General features: G+C 34.8%; 10 protein-coding genes. 6 read left to right on the top strand and 4 right to left on the bottom strand.

Annotated features, from left to right (window positions below; all coding sequences use genetic code 11):
• The first annotated feature begins 68 nt into the window (after positions 1-68).
• Positions 69-1511, top strand: coding sequence for a leucine-rich repeat domain-containing protein (locus HMPREF9144_RS02380; protein ID WP_040595515.1), 1443 nt, complete (start codon positions 69-71; stop codon positions 1509-1511).
• A gap of 323 nt (positions 1512-1834) precedes the next feature.
• Here the strand turns inward: HMPREF9144_RS02380 and HMPREF9144_RS02375 are convergent, their stop codons facing one another.
• Positions 1835-3520, bottom strand: coding sequence for a S41 family peptidase (locus tag HMPREF9144_RS02375; protein WP_169310311.1), 1686 nt, complete (start codon positions 3518-3520; stop codon positions 1835-1837).
• 112 nt (positions 3521-3632) lie between these two features.
• Positions 3633-4046 (bottom strand): hypothetical protein, encoded by a 414-nt coding sequence (locus HMPREF9144_RS02370; protein WP_006044232.1) that lies wholly within the window; start codon positions 4044-4046, stop codon positions 3633-3635.
• Between the two features lie 254 nt (positions 4047-4300).
• On the opposite strand from HMPREF9144_RS02370, the gene HMPREF9144_RS02365 reads away from it, so the two are divergent.
• Positions 4301-5953 carry a glycogen/starch synthase gene (locus HMPREF9144_RS02365; protein WP_006044231.1) on the top strand — a complete coding sequence of 551 codons (1653 nt, stop codon included), beginning with the start codon at positions 4301-4303 and terminating at the stop codon, positions 5951-5953.
• Between the two features lie 85 nt (positions 5954-6038).
• The gene (gene glgP, locus HMPREF9144_RS02360; protein ID WP_006044230.1) at positions 6039-8597 is read left to right on the top strand and encodes an alpha-glucan family phosphorylase; all 2559 of its coding nucleotides are present in this window, start codon (positions 6039-6041) and stop codon (positions 8595-8597) included.
• Between the two features lie 548 nt (positions 8598-9145).
• On the opposite strand, the gene HMPREF9144_RS02355 is transcribed toward glgP, so the two are convergent.
• On the bottom strand, positions 9146-10186 hold the full coding sequence (locus HMPREF9144_RS02355) for a hypothetical protein (protein ID WP_006044229.1): 1041 nt from the start codon (positions 10184-10186) through the stop codon (positions 9146-9148).
• Positions 10187-10188: 2 nt separating this feature from the next.
• Positions 10189-10587, bottom strand: a complete 399-nt coding sequence (locus tag HMPREF9144_RS02350; protein WP_370992411.1) for a lysozyme — start codon at positions 10585-10587, stop codon at positions 10189-10191.
• 501 nt (positions 10588-11088) lie between these two features.
• On the opposite strand from HMPREF9144_RS02350, the gene HMPREF9144_RS02345 reads away from it, so the two are divergent.
• The 3 genes from HMPREF9144_RS02345 (at position 11089) to HMPREF9144_RS02335 (ending at position 17693) form a co-directional block, all read left to right on the top strand.
• Positions 11089-12759, top strand: coding sequence for a helix-turn-helix domain-containing protein (locus tag HMPREF9144_RS02345; RefSeq protein WP_249031184.1), 1671 nt, complete (start codon positions 11089-11091; stop codon positions 12757-12759).
• A gap of 135 nt (positions 12760-12894) precedes the next feature.
• Positions 12895-14460 carry a T9SS type A sorting domain-containing protein gene (locus HMPREF9144_RS02340; protein WP_006044226.1) on the top strand — a complete coding sequence of 522 codons (1566 nt, stop codon included), beginning with the start codon at positions 12895-12897 and terminating at the stop codon, positions 14458-14460.
• 23 nt (positions 14461-14483) lie between these two features.
• The gene (locus HMPREF9144_RS02335; RefSeq protein ID WP_006044225.1) at positions 14484-17693 is read left to right on the top strand and encodes a hypothetical protein; all 3210 of its coding nucleotides are present in this window, start codon (positions 14484-14486) and stop codon (positions 17691-17693) included.
• The last annotated feature ends 758 nt before the right edge of the window (positions 17694-18451 follow it).

The raw sequence follows: 18451 nt of genomic DNA, 5'->3' as shown, positions 1-18451 counted from the left end.
TTTTTCGGCAACGGGGAATGCTCTTTCCCTGTTGCCATGATTTTTTAATATAATACTTTGAAGTTATGATGAAAAGATTTTATTATTTGTTTGTGTTTTTGTCCTTTATTCTCTTTTCCTCTCAAAAGGTATATGGACAAGCCTCTTTCTTTGATGCTAATGTGAGCAAGTATGGAGAGTTGGAGCAAGTCTTGGGTGATAAATGGGATAAATTTGATTCATTAATTGTGCATGGTCCAATCAATAAAGCCGATTTTAAGACAATTGTTCGTTGTGCGACGGATGGCTCTATGCAGGTTGTCAATTTGCAATATGCACAGATTGAGAACAATAAAATTCCAAATTCTGGATTTGTTGATTGGGGTTGGCAGAAGCCTGGATACCATTTGGGTATTCGCCGTATTATTCTTCCCGATAATATTACTGAGTTTGGTGAATTTGCATTTTATGGATTAACATTGGAAACAATCAATATTCCTTCCTCGTTGAGAAAGTTGGGAAAAAACTGTTTCGATGAAAATAGATGGCTCTCGGTGAATCCTTTGATAATTCCTGAAGGTGTTACGGAAATTCCAACCCAATGTTTTCAATTTTGTTACAAGCTCAAGAAAGTTGTTCTGCCTTCCACAATCAAAACTATAGGTATATTTGCTTTTTTCGATAGTTCAGTAGATGATATGAATTTTCCAGAAGGCTTGGATAGTATCGGATATTTAAGCATGCATGGTACGCGACTTACTGAAGTTGTCTTGCCCAAGACTATAAGGACGATAGGATATAAAACCTTTGCTAGCAACTTTAAATTAAAGAAAGTTGTTTTGCCGGAAGGGCTTACAGAGATTCCTGATAACTTATGTAGTTCGTGTATAGAGTTAGAAAAAATAGTAATTCCAGAATCTGTAATAAAAATTAATACGGAAGCTTTTAGCGCTTGTTTAAAACTTAAAACCAATTTGCCCCCAAAACTTAAATGGATTGGTAGTGATGCTTTCAGTTCTTCTGGCCTTGATTCCATTGTTTTCCCTGCTACGATGGAATACATCGGAAAAGAAGCTTTTCAGGATTTAGAGAAACTAAAAAAGATTTATTCTATGTCGCCAATACCGCCCGTTTGTTATTATAATACTATGGTTAATTTCGGTGATGGACCATTTGGTGGAAGTACCCCCAGTGATATTCCCGTTTACGTTCCTATCGGTTCAGGCGAAAAGTATCGTGAGGCTTTCGGTTGGAACTACTTCACGAACATCATTGAAACAGATAAGTTCCCAACTGGAATCGTTTCGCCCAAGATGAGTAATAACGAACTATGTAAAGTATATGGGAAAGACAACGAACTCGTAATAGAAATTCCTAATTTGCTTTCATCGCCTATTCATTATTCCATTTATAGTATAGAGGGAACCATGATAGAGCAAGGCAACCTGATAAAGTCTTATACATTAAGAATGCCTGCAAAGGGAGTTTACATTGTACGTGTTGGAAATACTACACATAAAATATCTATGTAAGTGTACAATCATAAGAAGTAGGAATTAAGTTGGTTTTTCCAGTCTGCTTAAAAAGCTCTTTTGAGGAATAGAAGGAGTTTACTTTTAGTGAGATGAAACTAATTTTACTTTTAGTGGTAGTCTGGAAATTACATTTACTGCTTCTAAACTTTTACCGGACAGCAATAGTAAAAAAGTAAGAAAAAGAGCTGAAATCCAAGTGAGAGGATTTCAGCCCTTAATTTTTTTATGTGCAAAGATGTCTTCCTGTCTGTCAAATATCCATTATGCCGAGAATTGCAATATTTGCTGAAAAAATAAAATTATGATTTCAGAACTTCGCCTTAATTATGTTGCTTAGGCATTAATATCTTCTTATATTCTTGCGGATTTTCGAGCAACTTTACAGCTTCTTTCCATTGTTTGTCGAATTGCAAACTATTGGCAATTGCTCCACGCTGATAATAGTAAGCAGCAACAAGGTCGGCTGTAAGCACTTGCTTTATGGTTTGCTTGTGATGGTCAAGTTCTTTTGCTAAGTTATGTTGCAACTTCTTTTCTAACGCAGCAAATTCAGACTTCGCATCATCATAATAGCCTTCAAACTTTGCTATATCAATAAGATTCTTTATAACCTTCTCGCTTTGTCGGTCGTATTTAAAGCCACTCTTTATCACAGCAGATTTGAAATTTTCGTAGTCGGCATCAGAAATAATAAAGCTTTTTGGATCGCCAATGGTCGGGTGTTGTTTAATATAATTGAGTATCCAATTAGTCATAACCTCTGTAGAGTCCATTCCAGAATTAGCAAGATAAAATGCTATATTTGGAAGAGAGTCGGGAAGGACTTTTACATCAGGATTAATACCACCACCATCACGTACAATTCTACCATTTGCCGTATGAAACACTTTAGTTAACGAATCGGGTACATGTTCTAAATATCCACCTCGACTGTGTTTATAGTTTATGGCTTGAATACACCGTCCACTCGGAATGTAATATTTACTTGTAGTTAGCTTCAAATTTCCATTATATGGAAGTTCCATTGGGGCTTGCACTAATCCTTTTCCATAAGTACGAGTACCTAAGATTACTGCACGGTCTAAATCTTGCAAACTACCACTTGTTATTTCGCTTGCACTCGCTGTTTCGTCGTTTACTAACACAACAATCGGTATAAGTGTATCAATTGGTTCAACCGTTGTTTTGTATTCGCGGTTAGCACGTTCCAACTTTCCCTTTGTATTAACCAACACAAGTCCTTTAGGTACAAACATATTTACTATATTTATAGCTTCTTGCAGACTTCCTCCACCATTATTACGCAAGTCTAGAACTAACGATTTCATTCCATCTTTCTTCATTTCTAAGAAAGCTTTACGCACATCTTTCGAACAATCTACCGTGAACGAGTTTAAGTCTAAATACCCTATACCATTTTGCTGCAAACCATAATAAGGAACTGCAGGCATTTGAATAGCCTTTCGAGTAAGCTTAAACTTCATTGTTTTGCCAGTTGATGGGCGTTTTATCTTTAATAAAAAGGTAGAACCTGCATCGCCACGTAGGTGGTCGCTAACATAACTTGTAGATTTTTTATACATCGAAGAGTCGTTCACAGACAATATTATATCGCCTTTCTTCAAGCCAGCCTCTGCTGCAGGCATATTTTCATACGGTTCATCTATTGTAACATTATTCAATTTCAAATCGTATCGAATTAGTGCGCCAATACCAGCATATTTACCAGATATCATCATATCCAGTTCTTTTACCTTATCTTCTGGATAATAAACAGTATAAGGGTCGAGCGAACTCAACATAGCATTAATACCATTGCCTATAACTTCATCGGCATTTAGCGTATCTACATACATCAAATCAAGATATTTATAGATAGCAGAGAATGTCTCTAAATTCTTAGCAACTTTAAAATTATGGTCTTTGTTAGACGTACCTTGTGCAAAAACATTAGCTTGCGATAGGAAGGTAAACACACACAAGCAAAGCAATAATCTCTTTATCATTCTTTTGTATATACAAACGAGTTAATGTTTAAGAATCAGTGCAAAATTACACTATTATATTGAAATACTATAAGAAGTAGAACTAAAAATAACAAATACAGTGGCATTACGCTCATTTCTTAAATATCATCTTTTGGGGTAATTTCACCCATTTATTGTTCACAACTATCTCTATTGTACTTCCTTTTATCTGTTTAAAAGTATAGGTTCCATCGCCATTATATGTTAATGTAGCAACGAGATTTTCGCTCCCATAATCGTTAATAATATCAAGCGTAGCCACATTCCCTTTAATTCCCAAATCTACAATTATCCATTTTCGGGTATCGCGTTTAGCACCAAGATAACCTGGAACTTCGCCAAATATCTCTTGTCCAGGTATAATTATATCTTGTTTATAGAAGTCGATATCGAGCCAAACTTGATATTCCTTATTCTCTATATGAGTTTTAAAGATAATAGTATCTGCAGGAGTTTCCTGTTCACTCGTTGATTGTTTACCAATCGAAGTAATTGCTGCCGCCATAGTTACAAGCGAGCTAAGCGAGAACACTATTAACAATATATATAATTTTATTTTCATAACATTTGCAAAGATAATTCTTTTTCTTCTTTATTGTAGCAATAAGTCCGTTTCTTTTTTAAAGTTTAAATATTCCGTATAGAAACAACGTGATTTATATCATAATTTAAAGATTAAAACGCCTAAAATAATTCGTTCTACTCTTTGTGGTTCATTTTTTTATCGTACCTTTGCATTTATTGATAAGATAAAAAAAGATGTTCTTGGATTTCATTTTTGAAGCGAGTTGGGAAGTATGTAATAAGGTCGGAGGCATCTACACTGTACTTTCCACACGCGCAAAGACATTACAAGAGATAATGCAAGACCGCATTATCTTTATTGGTCCTGATTGTTTCAACGGAGAAGAAAACCCATACTTTATTGAAGACAAAGCACTTTTCAGCAACTGGTTGGCTGTTGCAAAGCAAGAAGGATTAAGTTTAAAAGTTGGTAGATGGAATATTCCTGGTTCTCCAATAGCTTTCCTTATTGATTTTAAGGATTGCTACGCTACTAAGAATAACTTCTATGGTGAGCTTTGGGAACGTTACAGTGTAGACAGTTTACATGCTTACGGCGATTATGACGATTCTGCTATGTTTTCTTATGCTACAGCAAAAGTTGTTGAAAGTTACTTTAGGTTCTATTTAAGCAACTGCAACAATGTTATATTCCATGCTAACGAATGGCAAACTGGCTTTGCTGCATTGGCATTGCAACACGATGTACCAGAAATTTCAACTATCTTTACTACGCATGCAACTGGGATTGGACGTAGTATAGCTGGAAACAACAAACCACTATATAGCCATTTGCAAGCATATAATGGCGACCAAATGGCAGACGAACTCAATATGCAGAGCAAGCATTCTATTGAGAAGAAAACTGCACATTATGTAGATTGTTTCACCACTGTGAGCGATATTACAGCAATGGAATGTAAAGAACTCTTAGACAGACCTGTTGATGTAGTGTTACCAAACGGATTTGAAGACGACTTTGTTCCCAAAGCTACTTTATTTACCAAAAAACGTAATGCTGCACGCAAACGATTGTTGCATATTGCTGAAACTCTTACAGGTTCTAAACTCAACGACAATGCTCTTATAGTGTCTACAAGCGGACGTTACGAATTTAGAAATAAAGGTATTGATGTCTTTATTGAGGCTATAAATAAATTAAGGTACGATGAGGAACTAAATCGCGAAATTGTTGCTTTTATAGAAGTTCCAGGTTGGGTTGCTCGTCCACGTACCGATTTACAGGAACGTTTAGCAACAAACAAAATATATGATACAGCATTGTTCCTTCCACTTATTACGCACGAACTACATAATATGGATTCTGATGCTGTATTGAATATGGCACGTCATTTAGGTATAATGAATGCTCCAACCGATAAGGTGAAACTAATATTTATACCTTGTTATTTAAACGGGAACGATGGAATAGTAAATATGTCGTATTATGACGTAATATTAGGTAACGACATCTGTATTTACCCCTCATACTACGAACCATGGGGCTATACACCATTAGAATCAATTGCTTTCAAAGTTCCTTGTATCACAACCGACCTTGCTGGATTTGGCTTATGGGCTAACCATCTGAAGAACCGATATTGCGAAATAACAGATGGTGTGAAAGTAATACACAGAACTGACGATAATTATTTTGAAGTAGCAGACAGCATTAAACAAACCATTAAAGAATATGCTGCAATGGATAAGAAAACAGCTGATAAATGTAGAACTAACGCACAAAAACTTTCTAAGAAAGCATTGTGGTGCGAGTTCATACAAGCTTACAAAACTGCTTACGACATTGCTTTAAAGAATAGAGACATAAGATTAAAAAAAGAAATGTAACAACAAAATATATCCCGATATAGCGATAGACGGATTTAGATTGTAGGGATAAAGAATATATATAAATAACATAATAAATGAAATTATGAAAATTAAGTCTGATTATTCAAATGAGCCTCAATGGAGAGAGGTGAACATTAAGTCAAGTCTTCCTAAAGAATTGACTTGTTTAGATGAGATTGCACACAACCTCTGGTATGGTTGGACTCATGAGGCGCGTAGCCTTTTTACCCATCTGGACGAAGAACTTTACGAAAAAGTAGGACATAATCCTGTATTGTTGCTCGAACAATTGAGCTACGATCGTAAAGAGGCTATTGTAAAAGACAAAGAACTGATGAAACGTGTGAAGAACGTTTATAAGATGTTTAAAGACTATATGAACGTTAAACCTAACACAAAACGCCCATCAGTAGCTTACTTCTGCATGGAGTTCGGCCTCAATCAGGTATTAAAAATCTATTCTGGTGGTTTGGGAATGCTCGCTGGAGATTATCTCAAAGAAGCATCAGACTCTAATGTAGACCTCTGTGCTGTTGGTTTCCTATATCGTTACGGTTATTTCCGCCAGAGTCTTTCTATGGACGGACAACAAATAGCAAAATACGATGCACAAACTTTTAATTCTCTTCCTATAGAACGTGTTCTTAACGCCGATGGAAGTCAAATGGTTGTTGATGTTCCTTACACCAATTATATGGTTCATGCTTTGGTATGGCAAGTAAACGTTGGACGTATTAAACTTTACTTACTTGATACCGACAACGATATGAATTCAGAATTCGACAAGTCTATTACCCATGCCTTGTATGGTGGTGATTGGGAGAACCGCATTAAACAAGAAATTTTGTTGGGTATTGGTGGTATTCTTACATTGAAAAAACTCGGCATACAAAAAGATATATATCATTGTAACGAAGGACACGCAGCTCTTTGCAATTTGCAACGTCTGTGCGACTATGTTGAACAAGGATTAACATTTAATCAAGCAATGGAGCTTGTTCGTGCTTCTTCTCTTTATACTGTTCATACACCTGTTCCAGCAGGACACGACTATTTCGACGAAGCTCTTTTCAGCAAATATATGTCTGGTTTTCCAGAAAAATTAGGTATTAGCTGGGACGAATTTATTGGTATGGGACGTACTAATCCAGACGACCACAACGAACGTTTCTGTATGAGCACCTTTGCATGCAACACTTCACAGGAAATTAATGGTGTATCTCGCCTTCATGGTTGGGTAAGTCAAAAAATGTTTGCACCATTATGGAAAGGTTATTTCCCAGAAGAAAATAGTGTTGGCTATGTTACAAATGGTGTTCACCTACCAACATGGACTGCAACTGAGTGGCGTAAAGTATATGCTGCAAACTTTGACGACAGTTTTATGTCAGACCAAAGTAACGAAAAAATTTGGCACGCTATATATAATGTTCCCGATGAAGAAATATGGAACACACGTATGGCTTTAAAGAATAAACTTATAAAGTATATTCGCGATAAATTCACACAACAATGGCTTCGCAATCAGGGAGACCCTGCTAAAGTTGTGTCTATTCTCGAAAAGATTAACCCTAACGCATTGATGATTGGCTTCTGTCGTCGCTTTGCTACATATAAACGTGCACATCTTCTATTTACCGATTTAACACGTTTAGAAAAGATTGTGAACAATCCTGAACGTCCTGTTCTCTTCTTCTTCTCTGGTAAAGCGCACCCAGCTGACGGTGCTGGTCAGGGATTAATTAAGCGTATATTCGAAATTTCACAAATGCCGCAGTTCCTTGGTAAGATTATTTTCCTTGAAGACTACGATATGGAATTGGCACGTCGCCTTGTTTCTGGTGTCGATATTTGGATGAATACTCCTACACGTCCATTAGAAGCAAGTGGTACTTCGGGTGAAAAAGCTGAAATGAACGGTGTTGTAAACTTATCTGTGCTTGATGGCTGGTGGGTTGAAGGCTATCGTAAGGGTGCTGGTTGGGCTCTTCCTGAAAAACGTACTTATCAAAACCAAGAGTATCAGGATAAACTCGATGCAGCAACTATTTACAGTTTGTTAGAGAACGAAATTACTCCTTTATTCTTCAATAAAACAAAGGGTAAAACATATTCTGCCGATTGGGTTAAGGTAGTTAAAAATTCTATAGCTACTATTGCTCCACATTACACAATGAAACGTCAGTTAGACGATTATTATACTAAATTCTATAATAAGCAGGCTGAACGTTCGGCTAACTTACATGCAAACAACAACCGTTTAGCGAAAGAAATTGCATTGTGGAAAGAAACTGTAGCAGAACGTTGGGATAGTATCAACGTTGTATCGCATAATTTCGATTCGCTTTTCAATGCTGTTACTGGAAAAACAACTACTCTTACCTTCACTATAGACGAACAAGGTTTGCAAGATGCTGTTGGTTTGGAACTCGTAATACTTAACAACACTCCTATTGATGATGTTAATATTCACAAAGTTCTACCATTTAAGCTCGTAAAGACCGAAGGTAATCTCTATACTTTCCAGTTAGATTTTGATGCGTCTGACGCTGGTGCATTCAAATGTGCTGTTCGTATGTATCCAAAGAATAGTTTATTACCACACCGTCAAGATTTTGCGTATGTTAAGTGGCTCAACTAAACCACTAACAATATAGATAAAATTCCCCTCTCGATTCCATTTTCGGGAGGGGATTTTTATTTCCCTTTTTCACAGAATATTCTTCTCCCACTAATTTATAATTAAAATGCAGATAATTTTTAATTAAAATGCAGATAATTTATAATTAAAAATCCGTGAATTCAACAAGCAAGTGCAAATTTACTTAATTTGTTCGTGATTGCAGTTTTATGTTGAACTTGCGAGTGTTTCTTTCCTTTACAGATTCTTCCATCTGAAATTTCCTTTATCTGCTACAAATACAAAAATTATCCCTTTGGAAATCAGGTATAGAGACCTCTGCAAAACCTCATATAGATGTAGATGGCAAAATCATAAATATAACTCATTGATTATCAATAGTAGCTTTTGGGTGTAAAAAGACTTTTGCAAAGGTCTCGTAATATCAAATAAAGTAACTATACTCGCACTGGTGCACTTTTATTTGACAACATACAGTCTATTATATTCTATTTCCTACGAATTTATTATTTTAATGAAATTAGAGAGTATTCCTATTGGTGGTTATTCTATTTTTCGATAATTTTACCGTCATCCCTAATTATATAAGTTTTAACTTTCTGAGAAGAATCTATAAATGTAGTTTTAACCTTAATAGAAAAGTTTTTATCAATTCTAAAGGATGTAATCTCCTTAGACTCATCACTGTCTGGTTCAAACCAAATTCCTTCAACATAGAGGTTTGATATGATGGTATTATTCTTGATAGATAGTAAATAAAATCGATAGTCAAAATCCCCACAATCCATTGGAACCAAAATCAAATATATATCGCCTTTATTGGGCAACGGTAGGTACCTGAGTTTGCTCCCTGTATCACAAAGAAATTCAGAAACACCTTTCAGGTACTTACTTTCTATCAAATTGTATTTTACTGTCTTTATGTCAATACGCTTATCGTATGGCAATGTTTCGTTACTCTTCGCCAAGAGACTCTTATTCGTAATTGCCCTAAGGGATTTATTGTGCATATCCTCCGTATTGGAATAAAATCCACTTTGGGGATTCTTATAATGTAAGACAAATTTTCTTTTATATATCAAGAACAGATCTTTCCCATTACAAGGTATTGTTTGCCATAAAGTATAATCCTCCCAATCAAAAGCACCATTCTCTTCATCTAAATATCTTTCTATTTGTAAATATGGTATTGAATCTTTAATATTTAATGAAAACTCTTTATTGGCTTTAATGAAATAGTTATGTAAATCTTTTATGTAATATCGGGTATCATACATAAAATAGGATTTGGGTATCTCTTTATGTTGGCTAAAAAGAATCTTTTGTTTTCCATTAATAATAAGCGTGTCCTTGTTTGTCTCTACTTTTGGAGGAACTGAGAGTCTCGTTAATAAGGAGGAAGCTGCTTGTGAGTCTGAATTATATATATTATCTAATGATATAAATTGCCAGTTAATACGTTCTCCTACACAAGAAGACTTCACTTCTTGTTCTGAATAAATTTCTCTTTGCTCAGATACATACACTTCCTTTGAAGGCGCTTTACACGCACATAGAGCTGATAAAAGTAAAATAATAACACACCTCATATCTAATTGTTTATGTAGTTGCTGTTGTTAAAGATGTCAACTTCTTTAAGTCTTCTGTTTCTTAAACCTTTTTCTGATGCCGTTCCTCTATTGATGATGTCCTTGAACTCCTCTGCTGCTGCTTGGTATTCTTTGTTCTCCAAGTGTGTGAACAAATTGGGTGCTTTAAGATCTACTTCTGCATTATACAACAAGCTAACCAAGGCATCAAATTCACATTGGAATAAAGGGACTTTCACTCGCCTTCTTAACCCCTTTTCTGTTACACTAAGGTCAGATATGAATAAATCGTTTGCCTCTTGCTTAGTTATACCATTTCTATATTCCTTTGGCATAGAATTGTTTTTAACAAGTTTTTCAACACTTCTCGAACTAATAAGATGCGTGAATCCAACAAGCAAGTGCAAAGTTAGTTAATCTTTGGGAGACAGAGGTCTCCCTTTTTTATTTTTATGCATTGCTTGTTGATTTTCTACTTATGGGAGCTGCTCGCCCCCAACCCCCTCGGTGTTTTCTGGTATAGATTATTAAGCTAAACCTACACTTGGGATTGCAGTTCTATGTTGAACTTGCGCTCTAATAATTATCCAAAAACTATAAAACAGTAATAGCTTGTTATTTAAATAATTGTATTATTTCTTCTCTCCTTTTATTTTTCATTTATTCAATACCCTAATAGCCTTTTTAGCTTAAGTTAAACCGAAGCAACATAAAACAATTTGCTTTGAATGTTTTGGGGGGTAGACTATACAAAACGTAAAAAAACTTGCTACATATAAAAATTATTTATAATATTGCAACAAAATAAGAACATCAAAACAATAGAATAACAATACATGGGGCGGAGAACACTATTTGTAGTCTACTTATTGATAGCAATATTTGTAAGTGCACAAAACTTATTGGCGAATACAAAAAAGCAAGATAATTGCTTGAATGAGAAATACAATACAACCAACAATAAAAGTGCGCCTACTACCAAGAAGAATACTGCTAACAACCTAATAACAAATTTAAAAACACACTCTAATAGCAAATTGCTTAAAGAGGCATCGGCATATATTAGCCAAAAAAACAATATAGATAGTGCCTTAATTTGCTATAGCATTGTGTACAAAAGATATGCTGATGCAAAAGAAACTATAAACGACACAACATTAACAAAAACGCTCAGCGGTTTATGGTATATTTACTTCTTTCATTACTACGATTATATAAAGGCAAACGAAATTCTAAAAGAAAGTTTAAATGTATGCAAAGAACGTAATCTGAACAGTTCGTGGGTTTACTTAGATTTTGGTTTTATGTATCAAATGATTGCTGAACAAAGTTCAGAAAAATCGCTCTACAATAAAGCTCTTAGCCATTATAAAGTAGCATACTACGGGGCACGCCGACATAACGATTGGGCGGTAATGTTAGATGCTTTTGGAAACATAGTTATGGTTTCTGCCGAACTACACAAACTATATGCTATGCAAAACGAAATGGCTTTGCTGAAACAAATTCCTAAAAATTTCAATACTGCAGAATATAATTACAATACTCTACTCTATTCTGGAATGGTTGCATTAGATAAAAAAGATGCACCAACAGCCATAAAATGTTTTAACAAACAATTGTTGCTGTTTAAACAGCTTTCTCACGAGTATGCACGTTACATACATTTGGCACACATAAACCTTGCAAAAGCATATAGCTTACAAAAAAACTACAAAACTGCTCTGCAAGAATTGAAAAAAGGAGAATATATTAGCATTCAGTACGAAACAAAAGATACTAAACTGGAGGCATACAAACTGTTGTATAAAACATTTGCAAAAATTGGCGACAGTAAACAATCGGCAATTTATCAAAACAAATATATTTTGCTAAAAGACTCGTTATTGAACTATAGGCTTATTGCAAGTGTAAACGAAATGGAGTTTGAAAACAAGATGAAAGATGTAACCTTTCATCTTAAACAATTGGAACACGAAAAAGAAATGCAACGAATGGTTATTTGCCTATTTATGATTATAGGTTGCACCATAGTTGTTTCGCTTTTTGCAGTTGCATCGAAAAATAAAAAATTAAATCAATCTAATAAAGCATTATTCCAAAAAAATATAGAGCTTTTCCAATCGGAAGAAAAAGAACGAATGCGTAGAAAAGCTTTAGAAGAACATTTTGCAGAAGAGAAAGTAGAAAGAAAATATAAATCGAGCACGCTAAGCGAAGAACGCAAAGAAGAGCTACTACAAAAAATTCTTTCGCTAATGGATAACGATGAATGTATATTTAGCTGCGACTTTTCTGCCAATCAACTGGCAAACCAAGTTGGAGTAAACTACAAATACATATCGCAAGTAATTAACGAACTTATGCAATGTAGTTTCTCAAACCTTCTTAATAAGTACAGAATTAAAGAAGCTTGCAAACGAATAGAAGATAAAGAACACTACAGTGGCTATACATTAGAGGCTATTGGCAACAGTGTTGGCTTTAAATCGCGCTCATCGTTTATTGCAGCTTTCAAACAAATAACAGGACTTACACCGCTCGATTTTCAAAGAAATGCTAATGCTAAATAGCATTTTAAGTTTCTAATTTGTCTGAATTCACGAATTTAAACAATCAAACGTGCCCGATTAGTACTCTTTTCTGGTAAGAACTACTATCTTTGCGAACAACAATCTAACAAACAAATACCGAAATATATACTATTTATGAAATATCAATTTTACTTTTCGTTAATTGGTGCAGCACTTTCTTTCCAACTATCTGCCCAAGCACAAACAGAAAACAATCCAGAAATAATTTTTACGGGCACTTCTATTAACGTAAAAGGCATATCAAACAGCGGAAGATATATATGCGGAGCACGTATGTACGAAGAAGCTTACCGCTTTGACCTAAAAGAAAAGAAACTTATAACAATTCCTGCTGCCGATTCATATTCGGATATGGCAGCTTTAGACGTTACAGACGATGGAACTTTGGTTGGAAAAAACGATAAGAAACAACCAGCCATCTATAGAGACGGAGAAATTGGCTGGGAAGCACTACCATGTCCGGAAGGAGAATGGAAAGATGGAACGTGCGCACAATGTACAGGCGATGGAAAATACATAACAGGATATTTAATTGGTAAAGGAAACGCTAATAGCCCATATAAAACAATTCCTGCATTATGGGAGAAACAAGACGACAACGAATATAAATACATTGCACTACCTAATCCAGAAACAGACTTTTTAGGTGGTAAAACACAATTTGTTTCCCCTCGTACCATCTCGCCAGACGGTAAAACCATTATTGGTGTAATGATGGAACAACACGGTTTCTACTCTCAACCCATAATTTTCCATAAAAAAGATAACGGAACATGGGACTTTGAAACTCCTTTTGTTGCTCTTTCTTATAATATGGACGTTTATAAAACATGGGCTGACAAAGAACCACAAACAAAAGACTTTATAACTGCGCATCCTGGAGAGACAGATTATAGCGAACAAGTAAAAGCATACCAAAGAGCACATTCTAAATGGCAATTCGAATTCTTTAAAGCCTGGAAAAAAGGCCCAGAATTTACATCGGTACCAGTTATAATGAGTGAAAACGGAAAGTATCTTGCCCCAACCGTTGTAATAAATCAGTATTCGTATACAGAAGGTTCTATCAATATTGAACGAACAGGGCAATTAGTTTACCCATGTCGCTACAATACTGTTACGAAAGAAGTTGAAATAATAAAAACAGTTCCCGATTTTGTGCCAATAGCAGTATCTAACGATGGTGATATGCTTTCGTCTGATGGAAATAAAATAATTCTACTATTACACGAAAACAACGAAAAGATAGAACTTTCTGAATATCTTAAACAAAAGTTCGGATTTAATTTATACGATAAGTTGCCAAGCAATACAGAATATTTAGATTGTCAAACAGTTGGTAGCGGACTCGACTTAATTGTTGCCTCTTATCGTTCTGTAGATTCTAACGGAGAATTAGAGAAAAAAGAAGTTATTTGCATTAAAACTCCCATAGTAAACGAGATTATTCAGACACTTAATACACCATCGTTGGCTTCTATATATATAAACAACAATATGTTGGTATGCTCTCAAAAGGCTACAAAAGTAAGTATCTACGATTTAGCAGGAACAGAAGTGTTTAATTCTGCATTAAGTCAAACCAATTACAATATAGATGGTCTGGCTAAAGGTATTTATATTGTAAAAGCACAAATTAATGGGCAAACCATTAAAGCCAAAGTTTACAAGAAAAACTAAATGTAGAAATAGAATATACAACTATGAGAAAGCTGCTAACAATTCTTTTTACCTTTTCTGTGCTCTTATTATCGGCACAACCACAAGCAATGTTGAAAAACGAGAAAATAAAAACTCGCCGCATAAAATTTCAACAAGCTCCCGATGGTACATTAGTTAAAACAGAAGACGATAAAGTATTAGAACATTTCTTTTATAATAAACAGGGACTTTTAGCACAAAGCAGTAAATATAATTATACAAGAGACGGAAAATTACAAACTCCTGTAAATACTATTTATATATACGACGCACAATTGCGTTTGCTTTCTGATAGTACAGACAGAGTAAAATCGTGCTACTATTATAATAATGGTAGCAAACTTATGTCGTATTCAACACAATATAGCTATAAAACCAATGTACCTTATAGAATAGATTCTGTTGCGTATACATACAACCAACAAAACAAATTGGCTACAATTGTACACTATTCGCCAAAAAACGAAAAGAAAACAGAAGAACAATACACATACAATACCGAAGGAAATTGTGCTACCATTACTTATTTCTCGTATAGTAATGGGAAAACAGAAGCTAAAAAACAACGACAAACGCTTTTCTATTATAATGCAGACAAGCTATTAAGCGAAACAAAACTAATTGTATTTACCAGTAAAAGCGAGGAAATGCAAGAAAGAAAAGTGTTAGCTTACGATAATCAAAAACGTTTGGTTTGCGATACTTTATATAAAAAGGTGAATGAACCAAATGGAACTTCTGCTTTCCGTCTATATCAAAAACATAATTACACATATACTCTTTCGGATACTATCCCAACAGAAGTAGAAGAATTTAGGTTTAATACAACCTCGCAAGAGTTCTTACAAACCTATAAATTTGTTTATCAGAACCATCTTTATAGCGAAAAACAAACGCCAAAAGCAAGCATAACAACGCAAGCCGATGCGCCAAGCGATGTTATTTTCCAAATAACACCACCCGAATATACCACAGGTTTAAAAGGTTATAAGGTTCTTGCTGATTACACTTTACAAGATGAGTTATATACCGATACACATTTCACATTACACAATCAGCCTCGTGGAATTCATTTCTATAGCGTTGTGCCTGTATACGAAAAAGATAATATTGGCAATTGCAGCGATATTATTCAGCAGACAATAAAATTGAATTTACCAGCTCCAACAAATCCAGAATTAGTTTACAAGGAATATTACACCAAATGGAATGTGAAATTTAAGTTTGATGCACCAAAATATAAAAATCTTACACTAAAAGGTTATAGATGGGTTGCTTCTAATAAGAGCCATCAAGCAACAGGAAAAACTGATAATCCGGAACAACTCTTTGGTACATTCGCATATTACGATAAAGAAAAAGTAAAAGTAGAGCTTTATGCCATTTACGAAGAAGGAGAATCGGACCCACTTACATTCGAAATTGACTTAACTAATGTTGCCGAACAAGTTACTGCACATTGGCAAAACGAATATTCTACTGTAAAAAACGAAGATGGCGACATAAAACAAACCAACAAATATTATTATACAAGCACTTCAATGGGCGAAACTTTATCGTTCTATATTGCATACGATGCCTTCGGTCAGCCTAAAAAACGCACAAAAGTTTCTATACGTAAGTATTCTACAAAGACAGAATTGGAAGAAGTTGATTTGTATAACCCTGCAAATAAGAATTGGGAAAAACATCAAAAAACACAATATCTGTACAATTCGGCTGGTGCGTTATCGGCTAAACAAGTATTTGTTTTCGATAAAGATAAGCAAATATTCGTAAAAGATAATGCTGAATACTACTTTACAGACCCCAGCATTTCTTACCAATATCCTATACAAACTGTTGCTTACAAATTTAACGCACAAGGAGATTCTACTGTAACTGCACTTACAAACAGCTCATTAGAATTTAATGGTAAGTATCTTTCGCACCAGTTAGACAGTGTTTACGCCTCAACCGATATAACGGCGCCGCTAATTGCACGTATAGAAACAACTTTCGGCAATAAAGGAGAGGTAAAAACACGCATAGAAGAATGTAGCAATAATGGAAAACTTGTGCCAAACAAACGCGAGAACTATAACTATTCTACAGAAACAGAATGTATAACACGCATTACACACGACGACTTCCGCAACAATAATTGGAAAAATGTATCTACCGAAGAGTTCGTTGCATCGAAAGAATATCACTTCACGCGTATGCCAAAATCGCTAACTCTTACGAAAGATACTCTACGATGGAAAGAACCTGAAAGAATTAAAGATTTAACGGGTTACAAAATATTAGTGAATGGCATAGAAACTGGCATTGCAGATACTTGTCGTTGGTCGGCAATGTCGCTACCTAATGGTATTTATACGTTCCAAATTGTGCCATTGTATAACGATAGAGAAGCGAGCATTTCTGAAGAACTTAAAGTTAGATACAAAAACAGCACTATTCTAAACGATATTGCTGCCTTGCGTAATGCAAAAACAAATGTAGATTATAACTATACTCTTATAAACGAAATGCTGGTTACTGGGCAAGCTGGCAACAATCCTAATTATACTTTCTTCGAAGATAATACTGCTGGCATTGCTATAGATACACACTCTCTTGCAGGCTACAATGTTAAAACAGGCGACAAAATTGGTAAACTAAAAGGAAAGTTAGTAAAAGAAGACAACGGAATGTTGCTTTTTATACCAACCTATCTCTCTATTCTCTCGTCTAACAATACGGTTACAGCACAAAATGTAGAGCTAAAATCGCTTTTAGACAATGCAAAAACTCTCGAAGCACGTTTAGTTAGTCTAAAAGGCATTACCTTTAAATCTACCAATACAAACGAAATGCTTATAACCGATAACGAAAACGAACTAAAGTTACTTGTTTCAGAAGGCGTTTCAGAACGTCCAACTAACGGAGCTACTGGAGATATTGACGGATATATTTGCCAGAAAGATAAAGAACTTATATTCTTACCTATCCGAATATACAATGTAACGCGCATTCAAACTGTGAATAACGACTCACAACCCATAATAAACAATGGAAAAATAGTGTTAAAGCAAACAAGCAAAGTTAGTATATTCTCTCTAAATGGAAGTTTAATAAACACGCTTTATACAGATTGTATCAACCTTTCGGCACTGCCAAAAGGCACAATCTTACTACAGATATACCACGAAGACGGCTCAAAAAACGCATTTAAAATCTCACATTAATCACTACTAATGACTGTGTAGCCCTCTCATTTTATGCTGTTCGAAGCATTTAATGAGGGGGCTTTCTTTTGGTTATTTATATGCAGAGAAACACAACTCTACGAATAACTACTATTTCTCTCCCAATATTCTTACGCTTTTCATATAAATCCGCATCGACTTTATGCTGAAATAAAGCTATTACTTACACGTAAGTAAAGTTTTACTTACACGTAAATAAAGTTCTACTTACACGTAAATAAAGTTCTACTTACACGTAAATAAAGTTCTACTTACACGTAAATAAAACTATTACAATAGGCTGTCGCTAATATAGGAAACGCATACAATAGTAGCAGAGACGCAAAGAAACAACATCAGAAACAACACATCAACGCAGATTATAAAGAGTCCGATTGTTATTCAACTACCTCTCATTAATTTTCAGATACTTTTATAAGGTATCTCAAATAATTCTCTTACAGCCCAAAATATTGTTCTTAACTACCACAAATGTGTTAAAATAAGGAGTTTAATAAGAACTTTTGAAATTATTTCATAACTTTGCAAAAAATATAACAAATAATTCTACAAACTGAAAATAAAGATTGAAAGATTCAGAGTAACGAAAACATGGTTTCCTTAACCGTGTTAATGGATACCAATATACATAACAGACTCATTTCTATCTTAACAGTCCGCCTGCAAGTTTGATTGTAGGTAGATTTAATTACGAATAAAAAAAATGAACACAGACGTAACTAGTCTACCCTTATAAA

This window comes from Prevotella pallens ATCC 700821, assembly GCF_000220255.1.
GTDB lineage: Bacteria > Bacteroidota > Bacteroidia > Bacteroidales > Bacteroidaceae > Prevotella > Prevotella pallens.
This window is presented reverse-complemented; position numbering and strand designations above follow the sequence as displayed.